The following is a 14,677-nucleotide window of genomic DNA, read 5'->3' on the forward strand; positions in this document are numbered from 1 at the left end:
TCATTTATTGTTAAAATTCTTATTTAATCAAATAATACTCAATAGCTATCATAAAGGTAACAATAATCTAAAAAATTTATACGTAGAGCGGTAAAAAATGCAACAAGATGACTTATTTAGCAGCTCATTCTGGCAAGAAGTGCAGCAAGGTAAACTCTATTATCATCCAAATTTTCTTGAAGCTGCCGAGGCCGACAACTTTTTTGCTATCCTCAGGAAAACATTACCATGGCAGCAAGAACGAATTAACATCTTTGGCAAGTCAGTCCTGCAACCTCGGCTGCAAGCTTGGCATGGCGACGCCGCTTACACCTATTCAGGGCTGACAATGACCCCTTATCCGTGGACACCCGAACTGCTTACTCTCAAAGCGCGTTGTGAAGCCATCGCTGAAGTAACTTTCAACTCGGTATTGGCCAATTTATACCGCGATGGTCAGGATTCTATGGGTTGGCATCAAGATAACGAGCCCGAGCTAGGCCGAAATCCGGTGATCGCTTCGCTAAATTTAGGTGACAGTCGACGATTTTTGCTAAGGAATTTACATTGTAAAACCCAGATTGAATACGATCTTTCTCATGGTGCTTTATTGATCATGACCGGAGAGCTTCAACACCACTGGCGCCACTGCGTTCCCAAAACCTCAAAGCCCAAAGGTGAGCGCATCAACCTGACTTTTCGACATATTTTGTAGTATTGACCAACCTTTTACACTTCATGTAAGTATTGGTGATAACTTTAGAAAAGATTTTCATGGAATGAAATTATGCGTATCAAGCCTATTAGTTTAGCGTTTTTACTATCATGCTCTCTCATTTTTCAAACTCAAGCCAACGAGGTTGAATCTCCTCCCTTAAGCTACGCTCAATCAGCGCAAGTAATTCGGGATACTTATGAACGGGAACTTTTCACTCTTCCTCCATTTAAAGAGGGGCATTTTGGTCTGCGTATGTACAGACAGACGCAGGACCCAAAATACCTACCCGCTGTTTGGACAGATATGGCGCAAGTCGCGAGCCGGTTAAATAAACTGTCCTCCGAAGTCATCCAGCCCGAAGAGATCATTTTGTATGCGTCACAACGATTGACAAGCTATCAAAATAAAGACGATGAGCGAGGCCAGCTGCGGTATACGGTGACAAAGCACCACCCAGAGTACTTATACCTTGGCATTGATTTGCTCGGCGCAATGGCAAGAGCAGACGAATACGGTTTGAAACACAAAAACGATACCACTCTCAGAGAAGTGTTGCGCAGGTATGATTTTACTCGATACGCCACTGACCAAGAGATGATCGAAGCTTGGGCGGCGCAGCTAGCCAATCAAGTGTATTGGCTAAAACAGCTCGGAGAGCAAGATGTGGTTGAAGCGTTTACACAAGCGTTTCAAGCAACCTATCCCGACGAAAAAGATAAGAAGCTATCGACTCAACAGTATGCGAACAAAATTTACGGCATGACGCACATTATTTTTGCCGATTCTCAGTACTACCAAAAACAAGTAAGTGAACAACAGCATCAGTGGATTTTCGACTACTTGCGCAAAAACATCGATACCATACTGCTTCGATGCAAAGAAGATGTCATTGCGGAAGTTGGCATTTCTTTCCTTCTAGCAGGGCTAACGCATGACCCTGTGGTAGAAAAGACACGAAATGCGATACGAGCAGCTCTGGATAAAGAGCAAGGGTTGATCCCGTCTGTCGAAGGGAGTTTTGATCTTAAATTTGGTGAGCATCGAAACGTGTTAGCCATCATGCTGCTGGACTGGAAAGGCGTGAGCCAAGGGCCGAGTTACCAATCATTTCCCAAATCGTTTCAATCGATACCCTATGGTTTGGTACCGAAAGAGCAAAAATAACAAAACCCGCCATAACGGCGGGTTTTTCGTACTAAATGAAGCGAGAGTTTTACAGAGAGATAAAGATACCCGCTAAGCACGCGCTCATCAGGTTAGCTAACGTACCCGCCGCAACCGCTCTGAGTCCCATATTCGCAACATCTTTACGACGTTCAGGAGCCATAACTCCGATGGAACCCAGCTGAATCGCTATCGAGCCAATATTTGCAAAGCCACACAAAGCGAAGGTAATGATAACTTGAGTATGCTCAGACAACGCCGCTTTGTGCTGTACAAAATCAATAAATGCAACGAACTCGTTCATCACAACTTTTTGGCCAATATACGAACCAGCCGCAAGAATTTCATGAGTTGGGACGCCAATTAACCAAGCCAAAGGCGAGAACATATAGCCAAAAATAGCTTGCAACGTCACGCCCGAGAAGCCAAACGCGCTACCTAAGTTTTCAAGGCCGGTATTCACCATAGCAATGACACTGACGAATGCAATCAGCATGGTGCCTACTGCAACCGCAACTTTCATACCGCCCATTGCGCCACTTGCTAGCGCATCAATGACATTGCTTTCGTCCGCTTTATCCAATTCGATATTGCTGTAATCGCTCGGCTGTTCGCGCTCAGGTACGATGATTTTAGCCATCATCAAGCTGCCTGGTGCAGCCATGAAGCTCGCTGCGATCAGATACTTCAGCTCGACCCCTAATCCTGCGTAACCACCTAAGACGCTGCCCGCGACAGATGCCATGCCGCCGGCCATAACCGCAAACAGCTCAGATCGTGTCATTCTGGATAAGAATGGACGAATCAAAAGCGGTGATTCACCTTGAGACAAAAAGATATTACCCGTTGCAACCAAAGACTCAGCTTTGCTAGTACCAAGAAACTTTTGGATAGCACCGCCAATAAACTGAATAACTTTTTGCATAATGCCCAAATAGTAAAGGGCGGAGATAAGCGCACTGAAGAAGATGATGATAGGCAGGACACGGATAGCGAAGATAAAGCCAGTAGAAGCTAAGTCACCAAACAGGAACTTAATGCCCTCGTCTGCAAAGCTCAACAGACCGGCAACACCGCTACTCAAACTCGCAAGTGCCGCCTGCCCCATCGGGAAGTAAAGCACTAACGCCGCAAAAGCCATTTGTAACAGTAATGCACGGCGTACCGTTTTCCAGTTAATAGATGAACGACTCTCGGAAAGAAGAACAGCACAACCAATGAGTGCAGCGATACCAAATAAACTAAATAGGATACTCATGACTCGGCCTACACTACGTGAACGAAAAGAGAAGCACCAAAGAGCTTGGTGAAAGAATGACTCAACGTATTAAGTGATGGCACACTCAGCGAATGTGAATATAGACAGAGCGAATAGTTCGACATCTTATTTTTACCTTATACAAGCAATTAAAGGGAGCTGGTCCGGTCCGTGGGGTCATTCACTGCTGGCGAGTTGATTACTCTGCCTGCTCCATGTGACGGCTTGTATGGGTAAGGGCCTTGAACAACGAAACCCTAAATCCCGTTTAAACGGGACGACAGTATAGTCAATAAAAAGAGATATTCATCACATTTATAAAAGCAAACGTTCAAGCGTTCATATTTCATGCAATCCAGACATTTTTCGTTAATGTCCATATCTAAATCAGGGCTATAAGTAAAATTCCTTTGGCTAAAAAAGCGGAAAACGGCCAATAAATGCGCAATCAAACTAGAATGGCCAAAAATGCTTAACTTTACACTCGCCAAGAGATGGAATTTGGTTATACAATTTGAATCGCTTCTTTCCGAAGCCTCTGTAACTACAGAGCATCATGATGCCGAGATGGTGAAATTGGTAGACACGCTAGCATGAGGTGCTAGTGCCTTTGGTGTGAGGGTTCGAGTCCCTCTCTCGGCACCATTATCCTTCTTCTTTTGATTTCGTTTGAGAGTAATGCAAAGTTCTAAGCAGGCAAGACCATCCACAGATGCAAACCAACTTCTGAGCGAACTTGCTGTGCATGCTTTACTGCATCTACACTTTAAAATTCATGCTTCTTCTCGCCCTATCGCTTTAAAAGAACGTAATGATCTGCTGCAAAAATGGCTTAAACCAAAGCTGAAAAGCAATCGCTACAAGCTGATTAAAAAGCCATTAAAATCGCTGACTCAGCAAGCTAAAGGGGAAAGCGGTAATCTAGAAGTATTGCTGGAACGCTGTGTGGGAGCAGACAAGCCAAGTAACCCTCAGCCACATTTAGATAGCTACCTGCTACTTATTAACGAAATCGAAAAGAAATTAGGCACTACCGTATTGCTCTCTCGTCCGGAGGATGTCGATCTGTCGCATGATCAACATGGCTGTCTGCTATGCGTCCTCTCTGAGAACTTAAATCAGCATTTCGACGACAATAACGCCCTGATCGCACCTATTTCGATGCTTTTCCGTGGCCCTATGAGTCAGCGTTCACTATTCCTTGGTAGTATTTACGCCAACAACACGTTTAATTACGCTGTTCAATATCAAGATGAGCAGTTCGTACGTATTGCTCTCGAGCTTGCGTAACCCGAGAGCCTCTTACAAACATCTCATCAATAGCGCTCTTCGCCTATATCGACTTTCGCTTTTATCTTCGCATCGATTTTATCGCAAATGTATTCTCCGATAGGTATTGCTGACGTTGCGGCTGGTGACGGCGCATTACACACATGCAGGCTACGAGCAGTCTCTGCAAACAGGAAGTCATGCACTAATGTGCCATCGGATAACACAGCCTGAGCCCGAATACCTGCTGGGTGAGGTTTAAGATCTTCAACTTGGATAATGGGGCAGTATTTGTTGACCAGCTGTAAGTAGCCAGACTTCCACCAAGAGTTTTTCAACTCTTCTAAACCCGTTTTCAGATGTTTTCGCGTAACTTTCCAAAAGCCGGAAAAGCGCAGCATTCTCCATGTATCTCGAAAACTGAAGTTCAATTTAGCGTATCCTTCCCGCTTCCAGCCTTGAACCGCATTCGGCCCCACAGTAACAGAGCCATCTATCATGCGAGTCAGATGAACGCCTAAGAACGGTAAGTCAGGATTGGGAATGGGGTAAATAAGATGATTCACAACATGATTGTGTTTGCTGTCCAGACGATAATATTCACCACGATACGGGATGATTTGAAAATCGGTCTTAATCTTCATCATTTTAGTCATGCGATCAGCCATCAGCCCGCTGCAAGTCATCAACATCTTGCAGTTCAGTTGCATCGACTGGCCGTCAGAAACACAAGTAAGCTGCACCTCTTGATCTTTTTCTTCAATCGCAACCACTTGAGTACGCAAGCTAACTTGCCCACCGAGCTTTTGGAACGCTTTCGCCATGTGTTTCGTCACTAATCGATAGTCAACAATACTTGTGTCTTTGACATAAATCGCGCCTAACCCCGTGATGTTTGGCTCCGCCAGCTTTAACTGCGCTTGATCAAGTAGCTCAACTTCGATGCCATTGATGTGGCAACGTTCATAGAGCGCATTCATTCGCTCGACTTCCTGCTCACTGGTCGCCACTAAAAGTTTGCCACAGTTCTCAACCGGAATGCCGTGCTCGGTGCAGAATGCGATGGTAGCCTCAACGCCTCGTTTACAAAATTCGGCTTTCAGGCTGCCCGGAGCATAGTAAACACCAGCGTGAATCACGCCACTATTATGTCCGGTCTGATGCATTGCGAAACCAGACTCTTTCTCCACCAGCAAAATGGAACGATCAGGATGACGCTGTTGTAATTGCCAAGCGGTAGACACGCCAACGATACCACCGCCGACGACAATGTAGTCATAAACTGATTTCATACGACCTCAAATAAAAACCCAGAGTTAAGACTGCTGCAACTTAAATTACCGCCACTGTAAACAAAATTGACAGGGAATACCGCGTAGCCTGCCACACGAAACAACATTGGTTTATCCGACATAAGAAATTGTCACGGCTCTCCAGGGTCACTATGAAAAATACACCCAAACTACACTTTCATTAAAATTGTGCAGAAAAAATGTCTTCATCGTGAAGCAGAGATTAGGACAATGGTAATCTGCTTACCTTTTGAACAATTTGTTGTAGCGAAAAAATCCAAATGAAGAGCAGAAAGCCATAAACTAAAATACCAAGCCAAAACACAGCAGTTATATATTCCATTTTATCTCTTAAAATCCAGTTTATAATGCCAACCTAAAAACAAACCTTAACCGTATCAACTTATTTTCCTCTGTAGGGTTGTGCCGAGGTCGTAATGTTCGTTAGTGTAGCGATGAGCCAAGGCAAACGTGTCCCTTGGCATTTTTCACTATATAAGGATTTCTCATGTCAGCGACCATGCAATCAACATTTGCATTAAAACGCCCTTCAGGTGTTGCTGCTGCGATCCTCCTGCTCTCTCTGAGACTGATTCAGGGCTGACAGGCAATACCACACTTTCTGTCAGCTTGATAAGAAGCTGACGGGTCACTACACACTCCCCATTCCTTTCAGTTTCTTTCAAGCGAAACACAAGAGGAATAACAATGTTAAGCGCACGCAATATCGCTGCTTTAGGCTTTATGACTTTCGCCATGTATTTAGGCGCGGGTAATCTTATCTTCCCTCCATTCTTGGGGTATCAGGCTGGCGAAAACTTTCTCAGCGGTATGGCAGGCTTTCTTTTGACCGGAGTGGGATTACCTGCAATGGCATTGGTGATCGTCGCGATTGTTAATGGCTCAGATAAATTAACCGCTGCTTTACCCAAACCATTAGCCACCAGCTTTTGGGTAATGGTTTTCATCGTCATTGGTCCGGCATTCGTAATTCCACGCGCTATTACCGTGGCTTATCAATTTAGCTTTGCGCCGATGCTTGGTGATGCAGCATTAATCCCCTTCACCGCCGTGTTCTGCGTAGTTACCATTTTGTTTGCTCTATATCCCGGTAAGTTGATAGACAATCTCGGAAAAGTTCTGACACCCGCTTTAATGGCAATCTTAATTGTCTTGTCAGTGACGGCACTGGTCTACCCTGCCGGTGATTCCACTCACGCAACGGGACCATACCTAGGAGGTGCTTTTGCAGAAGGCCTGACTCAGGGATACATGACGATGGATGCACTGGGATCAATTGGCTTTGGTTGGATCATCTTCCGCGCAATTAGAAGCATGGGAATAAACTGCCGAAAAGCAACGGCAAAATACACTTTAATCGCCGCTCTTATGTATGCCGTTGCCATGGCGTTTGTGTATATTTCTTTGGCTTACATTGGCTCGACGAGTACTTACCTGGGCAATGAATTCAGTAACGGTGGTGAGATTCTAACAGCGTTTACTTTCAGTCATTTTGGCGCTTTTGGCTCGCTTTTATTAGGCGCAGTCATGGTCTTAGCCTGTTTGACAACGGCTATTGGTGTCACCACGGCAGGAAGCGAGTTCTATGACAAGACCTTTAATAAAGTAAGCTACAAAGGCAGTGTCATCACAACAATGGTATTGGCAGGATTGATTGCCAATGTTGGACTAGAACAACTTCTGGCAATTACCTTACCGGTAGTGGTTGCCCTGCATCCAGTCGCGATTGCCTTAATGATGATGGCTCCACTGCGTAATAAAATGTCCCAACTAATGGTGGTATTCACAGCGTTCACCGCACTACTATTTGGTTGTGTCGATGCAATGCATATTCTGGGTAATATGCCTGAATCCATTGATCAATGGATGAGCGCTCACCTGCCTCTCTACAATGAATTTGCCAGTTGGATTGTACCGAGCGTCGTCATTGCTGGGCTCGGCCTGTTGTTTAAACCAAACGAAAACAAAGGGGAGACTCTGGCGTTGGTCAAAGAATAGCGGTCACACATAAGACAACTATCTATAATTACGTTAATATATTAGGGGCTTATTTGTTAAACTCAGGTAAAGGAGTTACCTGAGTGATAACTCATTACGGAGCGCCTATGGACAATCACTATTTAGATGTAAGAACACTTAACTTTATTGTTATTTTGTTTTCTTGCATCTGTTCTATTAGCCTCCTATGTTACCAATACACACAGAATAAAATAAAAGGATTGAGCACTTTTTCTGTCTCTTTGTTGTTTATTGGTCTCGGACCATTTTTGCTTGGACTCAGAGATTCCGCTCCCGACTGGGTCACCATTATCGTGGCCAATACGCTTATTTTAATAGGCTTCTTACTCACGCTTTATAGTGTGAGCATTTTCCGTTCTTTTCCACTTAAACTCGCCCACACTATGGCGTGTTTTATCCCCTTGATTAGCGCCTCATTTTATTACTTCACTTTTTACGAACCTTCGGTCAAAAGTCGCGTTATCTACCTGAGTGTTTATCTGTGTTTGGTGACATTATGCAGTGGCATTGCGATGCTCAAAGGTAAAGAAAATGATCTAAACCTTCCTGTAAAAACCATGGCCTATTCTTTCTTTTGTTATAGCGCTTTTATGGGAGCAAGAGCCCTTTGGAGTATATTCGCACCAGAGATGGCTAGCTTTATGAATGCAGGCGTTATCCATCAACTTACTTTCTTATTTAGTATCTGTCTGATCGTTGCTTTAAGTTTTAACATTTTGTGGTTAATTAATGCCCGCCTTGTTGCATCGATTAATGACTTATCTCTACGCGATGCGTTAACCGGTCTTTATAATCGTAGAGCATTGGAAGATATCGTTCCGTGCCTGCTCAAAGACGCGAGTAAACATAACCTTCCTGTTAGTGTCGTGATGGCCGATATTGATCGATTTAAAGCAATTAACGACCAATTTGGCCATAATGCCGGCGATCAGGTGATGGAAAAGATAGCCAACATACTTAAAAAACAGTTGCCTGAATCCGCATGTGTCGTTCGTGTGGGCGGTGATGAGTTCTTGATGATTATTTTAGACAAATTGGATCAAGCAAAAAATTTTTCAGAGCAGATTAGAACGGCGATAGAAAATGAAGCATCCCTTCAGTCATTTGAGTTCAAAATTACGATGAGTTTTGGGGTCAGTGAACTCGTACAAAGCAGTACGATGGACAGGGCACTGACTCAAGCCGATGTCGCGCTATACCACTCTAAGCATTCTGGCCGTAATCAAGTTACGCTTTTTGGTCAATATCATGACCTCCCAGAGGCTCCTATGCACACGATCACCAGCACACTTTCTCTTTCTAAGTAGATTTCTGCATTGATTACAAAACAAAAAGCCCTGCACAAGCAGGGCTTTTTAAAACCGTTTACTGGCGGCAGTTATACTGCGATTTCACCACCGTCTTCACGGCGAATCACAACTGTCGATGCACGAGGACGAACCGTTGTACCATCAGGTGTTTCTTCTGCTGCATCATCGCTGTATGGCCAGTTACCCGGGTGCTGGATATTTACAAACAATGATTTGTAATCTGGGCTAATGGTAAAGCCAGTCACTTCACAACCGTTTGGACCAACAAAGAAGCGTTTCAGTTCGGCTTGGTTATCCGCACCAATCGTCGCTTGGTCGCCATTTTCATCAGTCAGTTTCGATGGTACGACTGCCAACATTTGGTCGTTGGTGTAAGAGGTCACTTCGTCTGCACCGTTATCCGTTTGAATCCAAAGGATGCCACGGCCATCGAAAGACAAACCATCCGGGCTTGCGAACTGGTTTAACTCCGTTAGGCTTGAGCGGTTAGTGTCAGCATCACCATTTGCTGGTGAACCAAACACAAAGATATCCCAGCTAAACTCGGTAGCAGAATCGCCTTCATCCCAGCGAATCACGTGACCAAATTTATTGTTTAAGCGTGGGTTTGCCGCATTGGTATCTTCTGTACGACGAGTATTGTTAGTCAGTGTCAGATAAACCGTGCCAGTGAATGGGTCAACTGTACACCACTCAGGACGGTCCATCGGCGTTGCACCAACACTGTCAGCCGCACCCGCTGTGTTGAGAATGATTTCTGCTAATGAGTCGAACTCGTCAGCCAGCGTACCGCCATCAGTGGTGACGCTATCTAGCGTTAGTGGCAGCCATGTACCTGTACTGTCTTCATTGAAGCGCGCAACATAAAGCGTGCCTTCATCCATGTACTTATCACCTGTTGCCAGGCGATTCGCTGGGTTTGCATCAGCAGGGTCCCAGGCAGCAGCTGATTCAAATTTGTAAAGATATTCAAAGCGAGAGTCGTGACCAGAGTAGAATACAACCGGCTTACCTTCTTCCAGCTTACCGAATGCACAGCCTTCGTGACGGAAACGACCTAGCGCAGTACGTTTTTTCGCACGAGAGTTTTGCGTGTATGGGTCAATTTCAACAATATAGCCATGGCCATTAGCTTCGTTGCGGTAATCGTCACTTGAGCTTGCGCCTGTCGGTGCTAAGTTAAAACGAGTGAACTCATCCAATCGCTCTTCAGCGTTACCAGCTAGAGTTTCCCATAAGTAGCGAGTGCTTCCTGACTCGATGCCAATACGATCTTGCTCTTCTGTACGAGTACCCGCGTTAACGAAATAGCCTGGCCAGTTCTCTTCACAAGTTAGGTAAGTTCCCCAAGGTGTGTAGCCGTTACCACAGTTATTCAGCGTACCGCGAGCTTGGCTACCGTCAGGAGAAAAGCGTGTTACTGTCAATTCAGTGTGCGCAACTGGACCAGATAGATCCATCACTGTCGCACCCGTGTAGCGGCGGTTAAGTGGATCAGCATCAACCAGCTTCCACATGTTGTCTTCAAGTTGGATACGAACCACAGATACGCCGTGAGCATTGATTTCTTTACGAACTTCGTCAACGATGGTGCGAACATTGTTCTCAACCGTTGGGCCATTCGGATGCAGCGCTGTTGTATCGATGTATTCATGGTTGATACATAGCAAGCCATCTGTCGTGCTGTCATTCAATGGGAAGAAATGCATACCGTCGTGATGCATGCCTAATGCGTTAAGCTGGTCAGAACTGGTGTTTGAACCGTCATTTTTCCATGCGTTACCCTGAGCATTTAGAGGTGTCCCCCACGGAACCAATACCTGCGCGGTGTAACCTGATGGAATAGAAACTGCGTCCGTTAACGAACCAGGAATCGATTCAAAGTTGAGTACTGCTTTTGATACTCCAGACGCAGCACTTGTCGAAGTACCTGAGCTAGATGAATTACACCCAGCCAAGCCAAAAGCACCAAACGCAGTCATCGCACTGATGCCCAAGCCGCCTTTCAAAATGCTACGACGAGATAGACTCGCTTCTAATACTTCTTCAAAAGGTTTGTTATTGCTGTGGTTAAAGCGCGTTGCGTTGAACGTTTCCTTACTCATGATCTCACTTTCCCAATATTTGATTTAATTTTAAATTAGATTTTATAAGTAGTTGAACGAGGGGAAGTTTGGAGAAACATTGTGACAATAATAATTAAGATAAATGAAGGTTATGTTGCTGAATTATTTCTTCACCAAATCGACTCTAGCGCGGTTAAACACCCTATCAACACAGAAGAACACGAGACACCGCTTGCACAAAGAACAACCAAACATGTCGTATTAATAGAATTTTACTTGGGATATGATTCTATAGAAGGTATAACGTGTGCGTAATAAGATCATCTACGAGAGATAGTTATGAAATTAGAAAAAATCGATAACAAAAGCCGTCGTATCCGTAAAAAACTGTTCTTAGGCGAATTCGCAATCCTAGGGTTCGAAATCAGCTGTGAAACAGACATCAATGACTTCGACCGCTACGATGTATTCGTTGATGACTTTGTTGACTACATTGACAGTTTGGGTCTGTGCTTTGGCGGTGGTGGTCTGGAACTGTTTGAAGGCTTCCTGTGCTCAACTGAGCGCTACGGCAATGCAACTGAAGAGCAAAAAGCACAAGTTCTGGCTTGGCTGGAAGCACGCCCTGAAGTAAAAACTGCAAAAGCTGGCGAATTGGTAGATGCCAACTACTTGTAATTCCAGACAGGGAAACTGAGCTAGGAAATTATACAAAGGCTGATCTTCGGATCGGCTTTTTTATTTTTTGTCTGAAGGAAAGTAACACTAGGAGGGTATTTTAGAGCTGGCAATTGCTGGGAATATTGTATTCCACTGCCAGCCCATTGACGTCAAAAGTAGTTAACTATGATTTTTTAGCTGTCTCATCTTTCGTATCTTTCCAATACTGGATACGAACACGATGTAACTGAGCTCTTCTCATCTTTTTCATAGTAATCTCCCTTATTTATATAAGTAACGCTCACGTTGAGCTTATTGTCTAAGGTTTGCAATTCCGTTAAATCTATATAGGAATCAACCAATTAACCGTGACCAAATTCACAACATAATGACAATAATGGTCTTTTTACTATCGATAATATTTGAGCAAATCAAATATTATCTTCCTTACACGGTCAACCTACTCACCTGATATGACAGAAAAATGGCAATCAAGTTCCTTCTTTTTACTGTCACCAAATCTTAATAAGAATTTCCGAGGTGGAATATAATCAATTACCACACTCTTAACGCAAAAGTCTAGCACTCAGAGATAAAAACCTGCGATACAACAAAGTCTTCCATCGAACTCATTTATTACTTCTCTTAGAATAATGAAAACTTTGTTCAGCAGAGAATATTGATCTCCCAGGATATATAGACCGGTTTGTGATCGAGAGCAAATCAGCCAGTTCATCCAAAACCCTCACATTTAAGATATTAGCCCAACAACTTGTGCGAGATCTCTTACATAGCGTGTAAGCAAATGGATTAATGCACACTAAGATTAAAGCCAGAAAACAACATTAACTTATTGTTTATAAATAAAAACAATTTCATTCATGCAATCGATTTCAAAAATAATTGCAAATAGAGGATTGAGTCAAAACCACAAACCATGAATACTGAATGTGTCGACAGGATGTTGGCAGGAACAGGAAAAAGCCTAAAGGATTAGGTATCTTCAGGATGAAGATTTGATAGCTTAGGATGAGTTGTCAGCAAGGATGTAGTTAAGCTCTAGGATAGAGTTCGCCCGTCAGGATGACAGGCTAGAATGGACACCGCTAGGAAGGCGATGAACAGGGAACTCGGTTAAAGGACTTAGCCATTATCAAGGATAGATGCAGGGAGCACCTATTTAGTAGCCGGATTGCTGCGAAAAAGAATAAGCCCCGTCTGGGAAACCAGGCGGGGTTTTATCATTTTTACCACCCATCATCGTTGCTCTTTGCTAGAGATTACCCATCGTAATTCGCTTCAGTTCGATAAAAAATATTTGTCGTCACGACGAGTTTTTTTCGTTTTCATCTGCCAGCGAAAAAATCTAATGTGCACACCCTCAACGACGTGGTTGTCCAACCACCATTCTAACTCGTTGAAGTATGTAGGTTATGTCATATCAATATCATCAGCCTGCTGCATTCTATACTCTATACTTATATTTTTAACCTGGTACTGACTTACAAAGGAACAGCCATGCGTATTGCTATTCTCTCTCGTAATGAGAATTTATATTCAACCATGCGCCTAAAGCAAGCAGGCGAAGAACGTGGACATCAAATTGATGTTATCGACACTCTGCACTGCTACATGGACATTACGAGTAACAACCCTAAGATTCGTTATATGGGTGAAGAATTGCCACAATACGACGCGGTTATTCCACGTATCGGCGCTTCAATCACTTTCTACGGCACAGCTGTCGTACGCCAATTCGAAATGATGGGTACATTTTGTGTCAATGAATCGGTAGCGATCAGCCGTTCACGTGACAAGCTACGTTCTTTGCAGCTTTTATCTCGCAAAGGCATCGGCTTACCACGTACTGGTTTTGCTCACCACCCTGACAACATTCAGGACGTGATCAAAAACGTTGGCGGTGCTCCTCTTGTCATTAAGCTACTTGAAGGTACTCAAGGTATTGGTGTTGTTCTTGCTGAAACCAATAAAGCAGCAGAAAGTGTGATTGAAGCCTTTATGGGCTTAAAAGCGAACATCATGGTTCAAGAGTTCATCGAAGAAGCTAAAGGCGCTGACATTCGCTGTTTCGTTGTGGGCAATAAGGTGATTGCAGCAATGAAGCGTCAGGCAAAAGAAGGTGAGTTCCGCTCGAACCTTCACCGCGGTGGTTCTGCTCAACTTGTCAGATTGAGCAAAGAAGAACGTGCAACGGCGGTTAATGCAGCAAGAGTAATGGGCTTAAACCTATGTGGCGTAGACATCCTGCAATCGAAAAACGGTCCTGTAGTGATGGAAGTGAACTCCTCACCAGGTCTTGAAGGCATCGAGTTAGCAACAAATAAAGACATTGCAGGGATGATTTTCGACTTTATCGAAAAAAACGCAAAACCAAATTCAAACCGTACTCGCGGTAAAGGTTGATCACTATCCAAACAGTATAAAGAGGTGACTTCGCCTCTTTATGCGACCCGTCGCTAGGATGACACTATGAATCAGAAAATTGTCATTGGGAATGCCGAAGCAATCTGCTTACCAGAGTTAGGAATTCCCCATCTTGAAGCTCGTATTGATACTGGGGCGCAAACTTCTTCTCTTCACGTCGATAATATCGAGTGCTTTGAGAAAAACGGCCGTTCGTACGTAGAGTTCGATCTTCACCCGGATGTTTATCACTTAGAACAGGTCGTTCGTTGTACAGCGCCATTAAAAGCGAACCGTAAAGTGAAATCCTCAAACGGGACGTTCGAGCACCGCTGTGTGATCACCACAATGCTACGCATGAACGATCAACAGTGGCCAATAGACATTACGTTGACTAACCGCGAAAACATGACGTACATGATGCTGCTAGGCCGTCAGGCAATGGCAGATAAAGTGTTAGTTGACCCAAGCCAGTCACACTTGTTAGCGCCATAACG

12 protein-coding genes and 1 tRNA gene are annotated in these 14,677 nt (G+C 44.1%); 9 read left to right on the forward strand and 4 right to left on the reverse strand.

Features of this window, described 5'->3' with window-relative positions; genetic code table 11:
• Positions 1-97 precede the first annotated feature (97 nt).
• Positions 98-694 (forward strand): alpha-ketoglutarate-dependent dioxygenase AlkB family protein, encoded by a 597-nt coding sequence (locus VER99_RS17910; RefSeq protein ID WP_020334341.1) that lies wholly within the window; start codon positions 98-100, stop codon positions 692-694.
• A gap of 72 nt (positions 695-766) precedes the next feature.
• Positions 767-1,861 carry a DUF3541 domain-containing protein gene (locus VER99_RS17915; protein ID WP_020334339.1) on the forward strand — a complete coding sequence of 365 codons (1,095 nt, stop codon included), beginning with the start codon at positions 767-769 and terminating at the stop codon, positions 1,859-1,861.
• 49 nt (positions 1,862-1,910) lie between these two features.
• Here VER99_RS17915 and VER99_RS17920 read toward each other — a convergent pair whose 3' ends face one another.
• On the reverse strand, positions 1,911-3,119 hold the full coding sequence (locus tag VER99_RS17920) for a NupC/NupG family nucleoside CNT transporter (RefSeq protein WP_020334653.1): 1,209 nt from the start codon (positions 3,117-3,119) through the stop codon (positions 1,911-1,913).
• Between the two features lie 561 nt (positions 3,120-3,680).
• Here VER99_RS17920 and VER99_RS17925 point away from each other — a divergent pair.
• Positions 3,681-3,764: transfer RNA gene (locus VER99_RS17925), tRNA-Leu, on the forward strand.
• Between the two features lie 33 nt (positions 3,765-3,797).
• A complete protein-coding gene (locus VER99_RS17930) occupies positions 3,798-4,409 on the forward strand; it encodes a DUF2913 family protein (RefSeq protein ID WP_020334651.1) in 612 nt (203 codons plus the stop codon).
• A 26-nt stretch (positions 4,410-4,435) separates the two neighbouring features.
• Here the strand turns inward: VER99_RS17930 and lhgO are convergent, their stop codons facing one another.
• Both lhgO and VER99_RS17940 read right to left on the reverse strand, forming a co-directional pair.
• The gene (gene lhgO, locus VER99_RS17935; protein ID WP_020334650.1) at positions 4,436-5,680 is read right to left on the reverse strand and encodes an L-2-hydroxyglutarate oxidase; all 1,245 of its coding nucleotides are present in this window, start codon (positions 5,678-5,680) and stop codon (positions 4,436-4,438) included.
• A gap of 506 nt (positions 5,681-6,186) precedes the next feature.
• Positions 6,187-6,333 (reverse strand): hypothetical protein, encoded by a 147-nt coding sequence (locus VER99_RS17940; protein WP_155521828.1) that lies wholly within the window; start codon positions 6,331-6,333, stop codon positions 6,187-6,189.
• 55 nt (positions 6,334-6,388) lie between these two features.
• Between VER99_RS17940 and brnQ the strand changes: the two genes are divergently transcribed.
• Positions 6,389-7,699 carry a branched-chain amino acid transport system II carrier protein gene (gene brnQ / locus VER99_RS17945; protein ID WP_024373025.1) on the forward strand — a complete coding sequence of 437 codons (1,311 nt, stop codon included), beginning with the start codon at positions 6,389-6,391 and terminating at the stop codon, positions 7,697-7,699.
• Positions 7,700-7,806: 107 nt separating this feature from the next.
• On the forward strand, positions 7,807-9,027 hold the full coding sequence (locus VER99_RS17950) for a GGDEF domain-containing protein (protein WP_020334647.1): 1,221 nt from the start codon (positions 7,807-7,809) through the stop codon (positions 9,025-9,027).
• A 71-nt stretch (positions 9,028-9,098) separates the two neighbouring features.
• On the opposite strand, the gene VER99_RS17955 is transcribed toward VER99_RS17950, so the two are convergent.
• Positions 9,099-11,135 carry a PhoX family protein gene (locus VER99_RS17955; RefSeq protein WP_020334646.1) on the reverse strand — a complete coding sequence of 679 codons (2,037 nt, stop codon included), beginning with the start codon at positions 11,133-11,135 and terminating at the stop codon, positions 9,099-9,101.
• A gap of 300 nt (positions 11,136-11,435) precedes the next feature.
• Here VER99_RS17955 and VER99_RS17960 point away from each other — a divergent pair, with 300 nt between their 5' ends.
• The 3 genes from VER99_RS17960 (at position 11,436) to VER99_RS17970 (ending at position 14,675) form a co-directional block, all read left to right on the forward strand.
• Positions 11,436-11,774 carry a YggL 50S ribosome-binding family protein gene (locus VER99_RS17960; protein WP_020334643.1) on the forward strand — a complete coding sequence of 113 codons (339 nt, stop codon included), beginning with the start codon at positions 11,436-11,438 and terminating at the stop codon, positions 11,772-11,774.
• Positions 11,775-13,274: 1,500 nt separating this feature from the next.
• On the forward strand, positions 13,275-14,180 hold the full coding sequence (gene rimK, locus VER99_RS17965) for a 30S ribosomal protein S6--L-glutamate ligase (RefSeq protein ID WP_014233536.1): 906 nt from the start codon (positions 13,275-13,277) through the stop codon (positions 14,178-14,180).
• 66 nt (positions 14,181-14,246) lie between these two features.
• Entirely contained in the window at positions 14,247-14,675 is a 429-nt protein-coding gene (locus VER99_RS17970) for an ATP-dependent zinc protease family protein (RefSeq protein ID WP_014233535.1), read from the forward strand.
• Positions 14,676-14,677: the final 2 nt, after the last annotated feature.

Source organism: Vibrio natriegens NBRC 15636 = ATCC 14048 = DSM 759 (genome assembly GCF_035621455.1).
GTDB classification, from domain to species: domain Bacteria; phylum Pseudomonadota; class Gammaproteobacteria; order Enterobacterales; family Vibrionaceae; genus Vibrio; species Vibrio natriegens.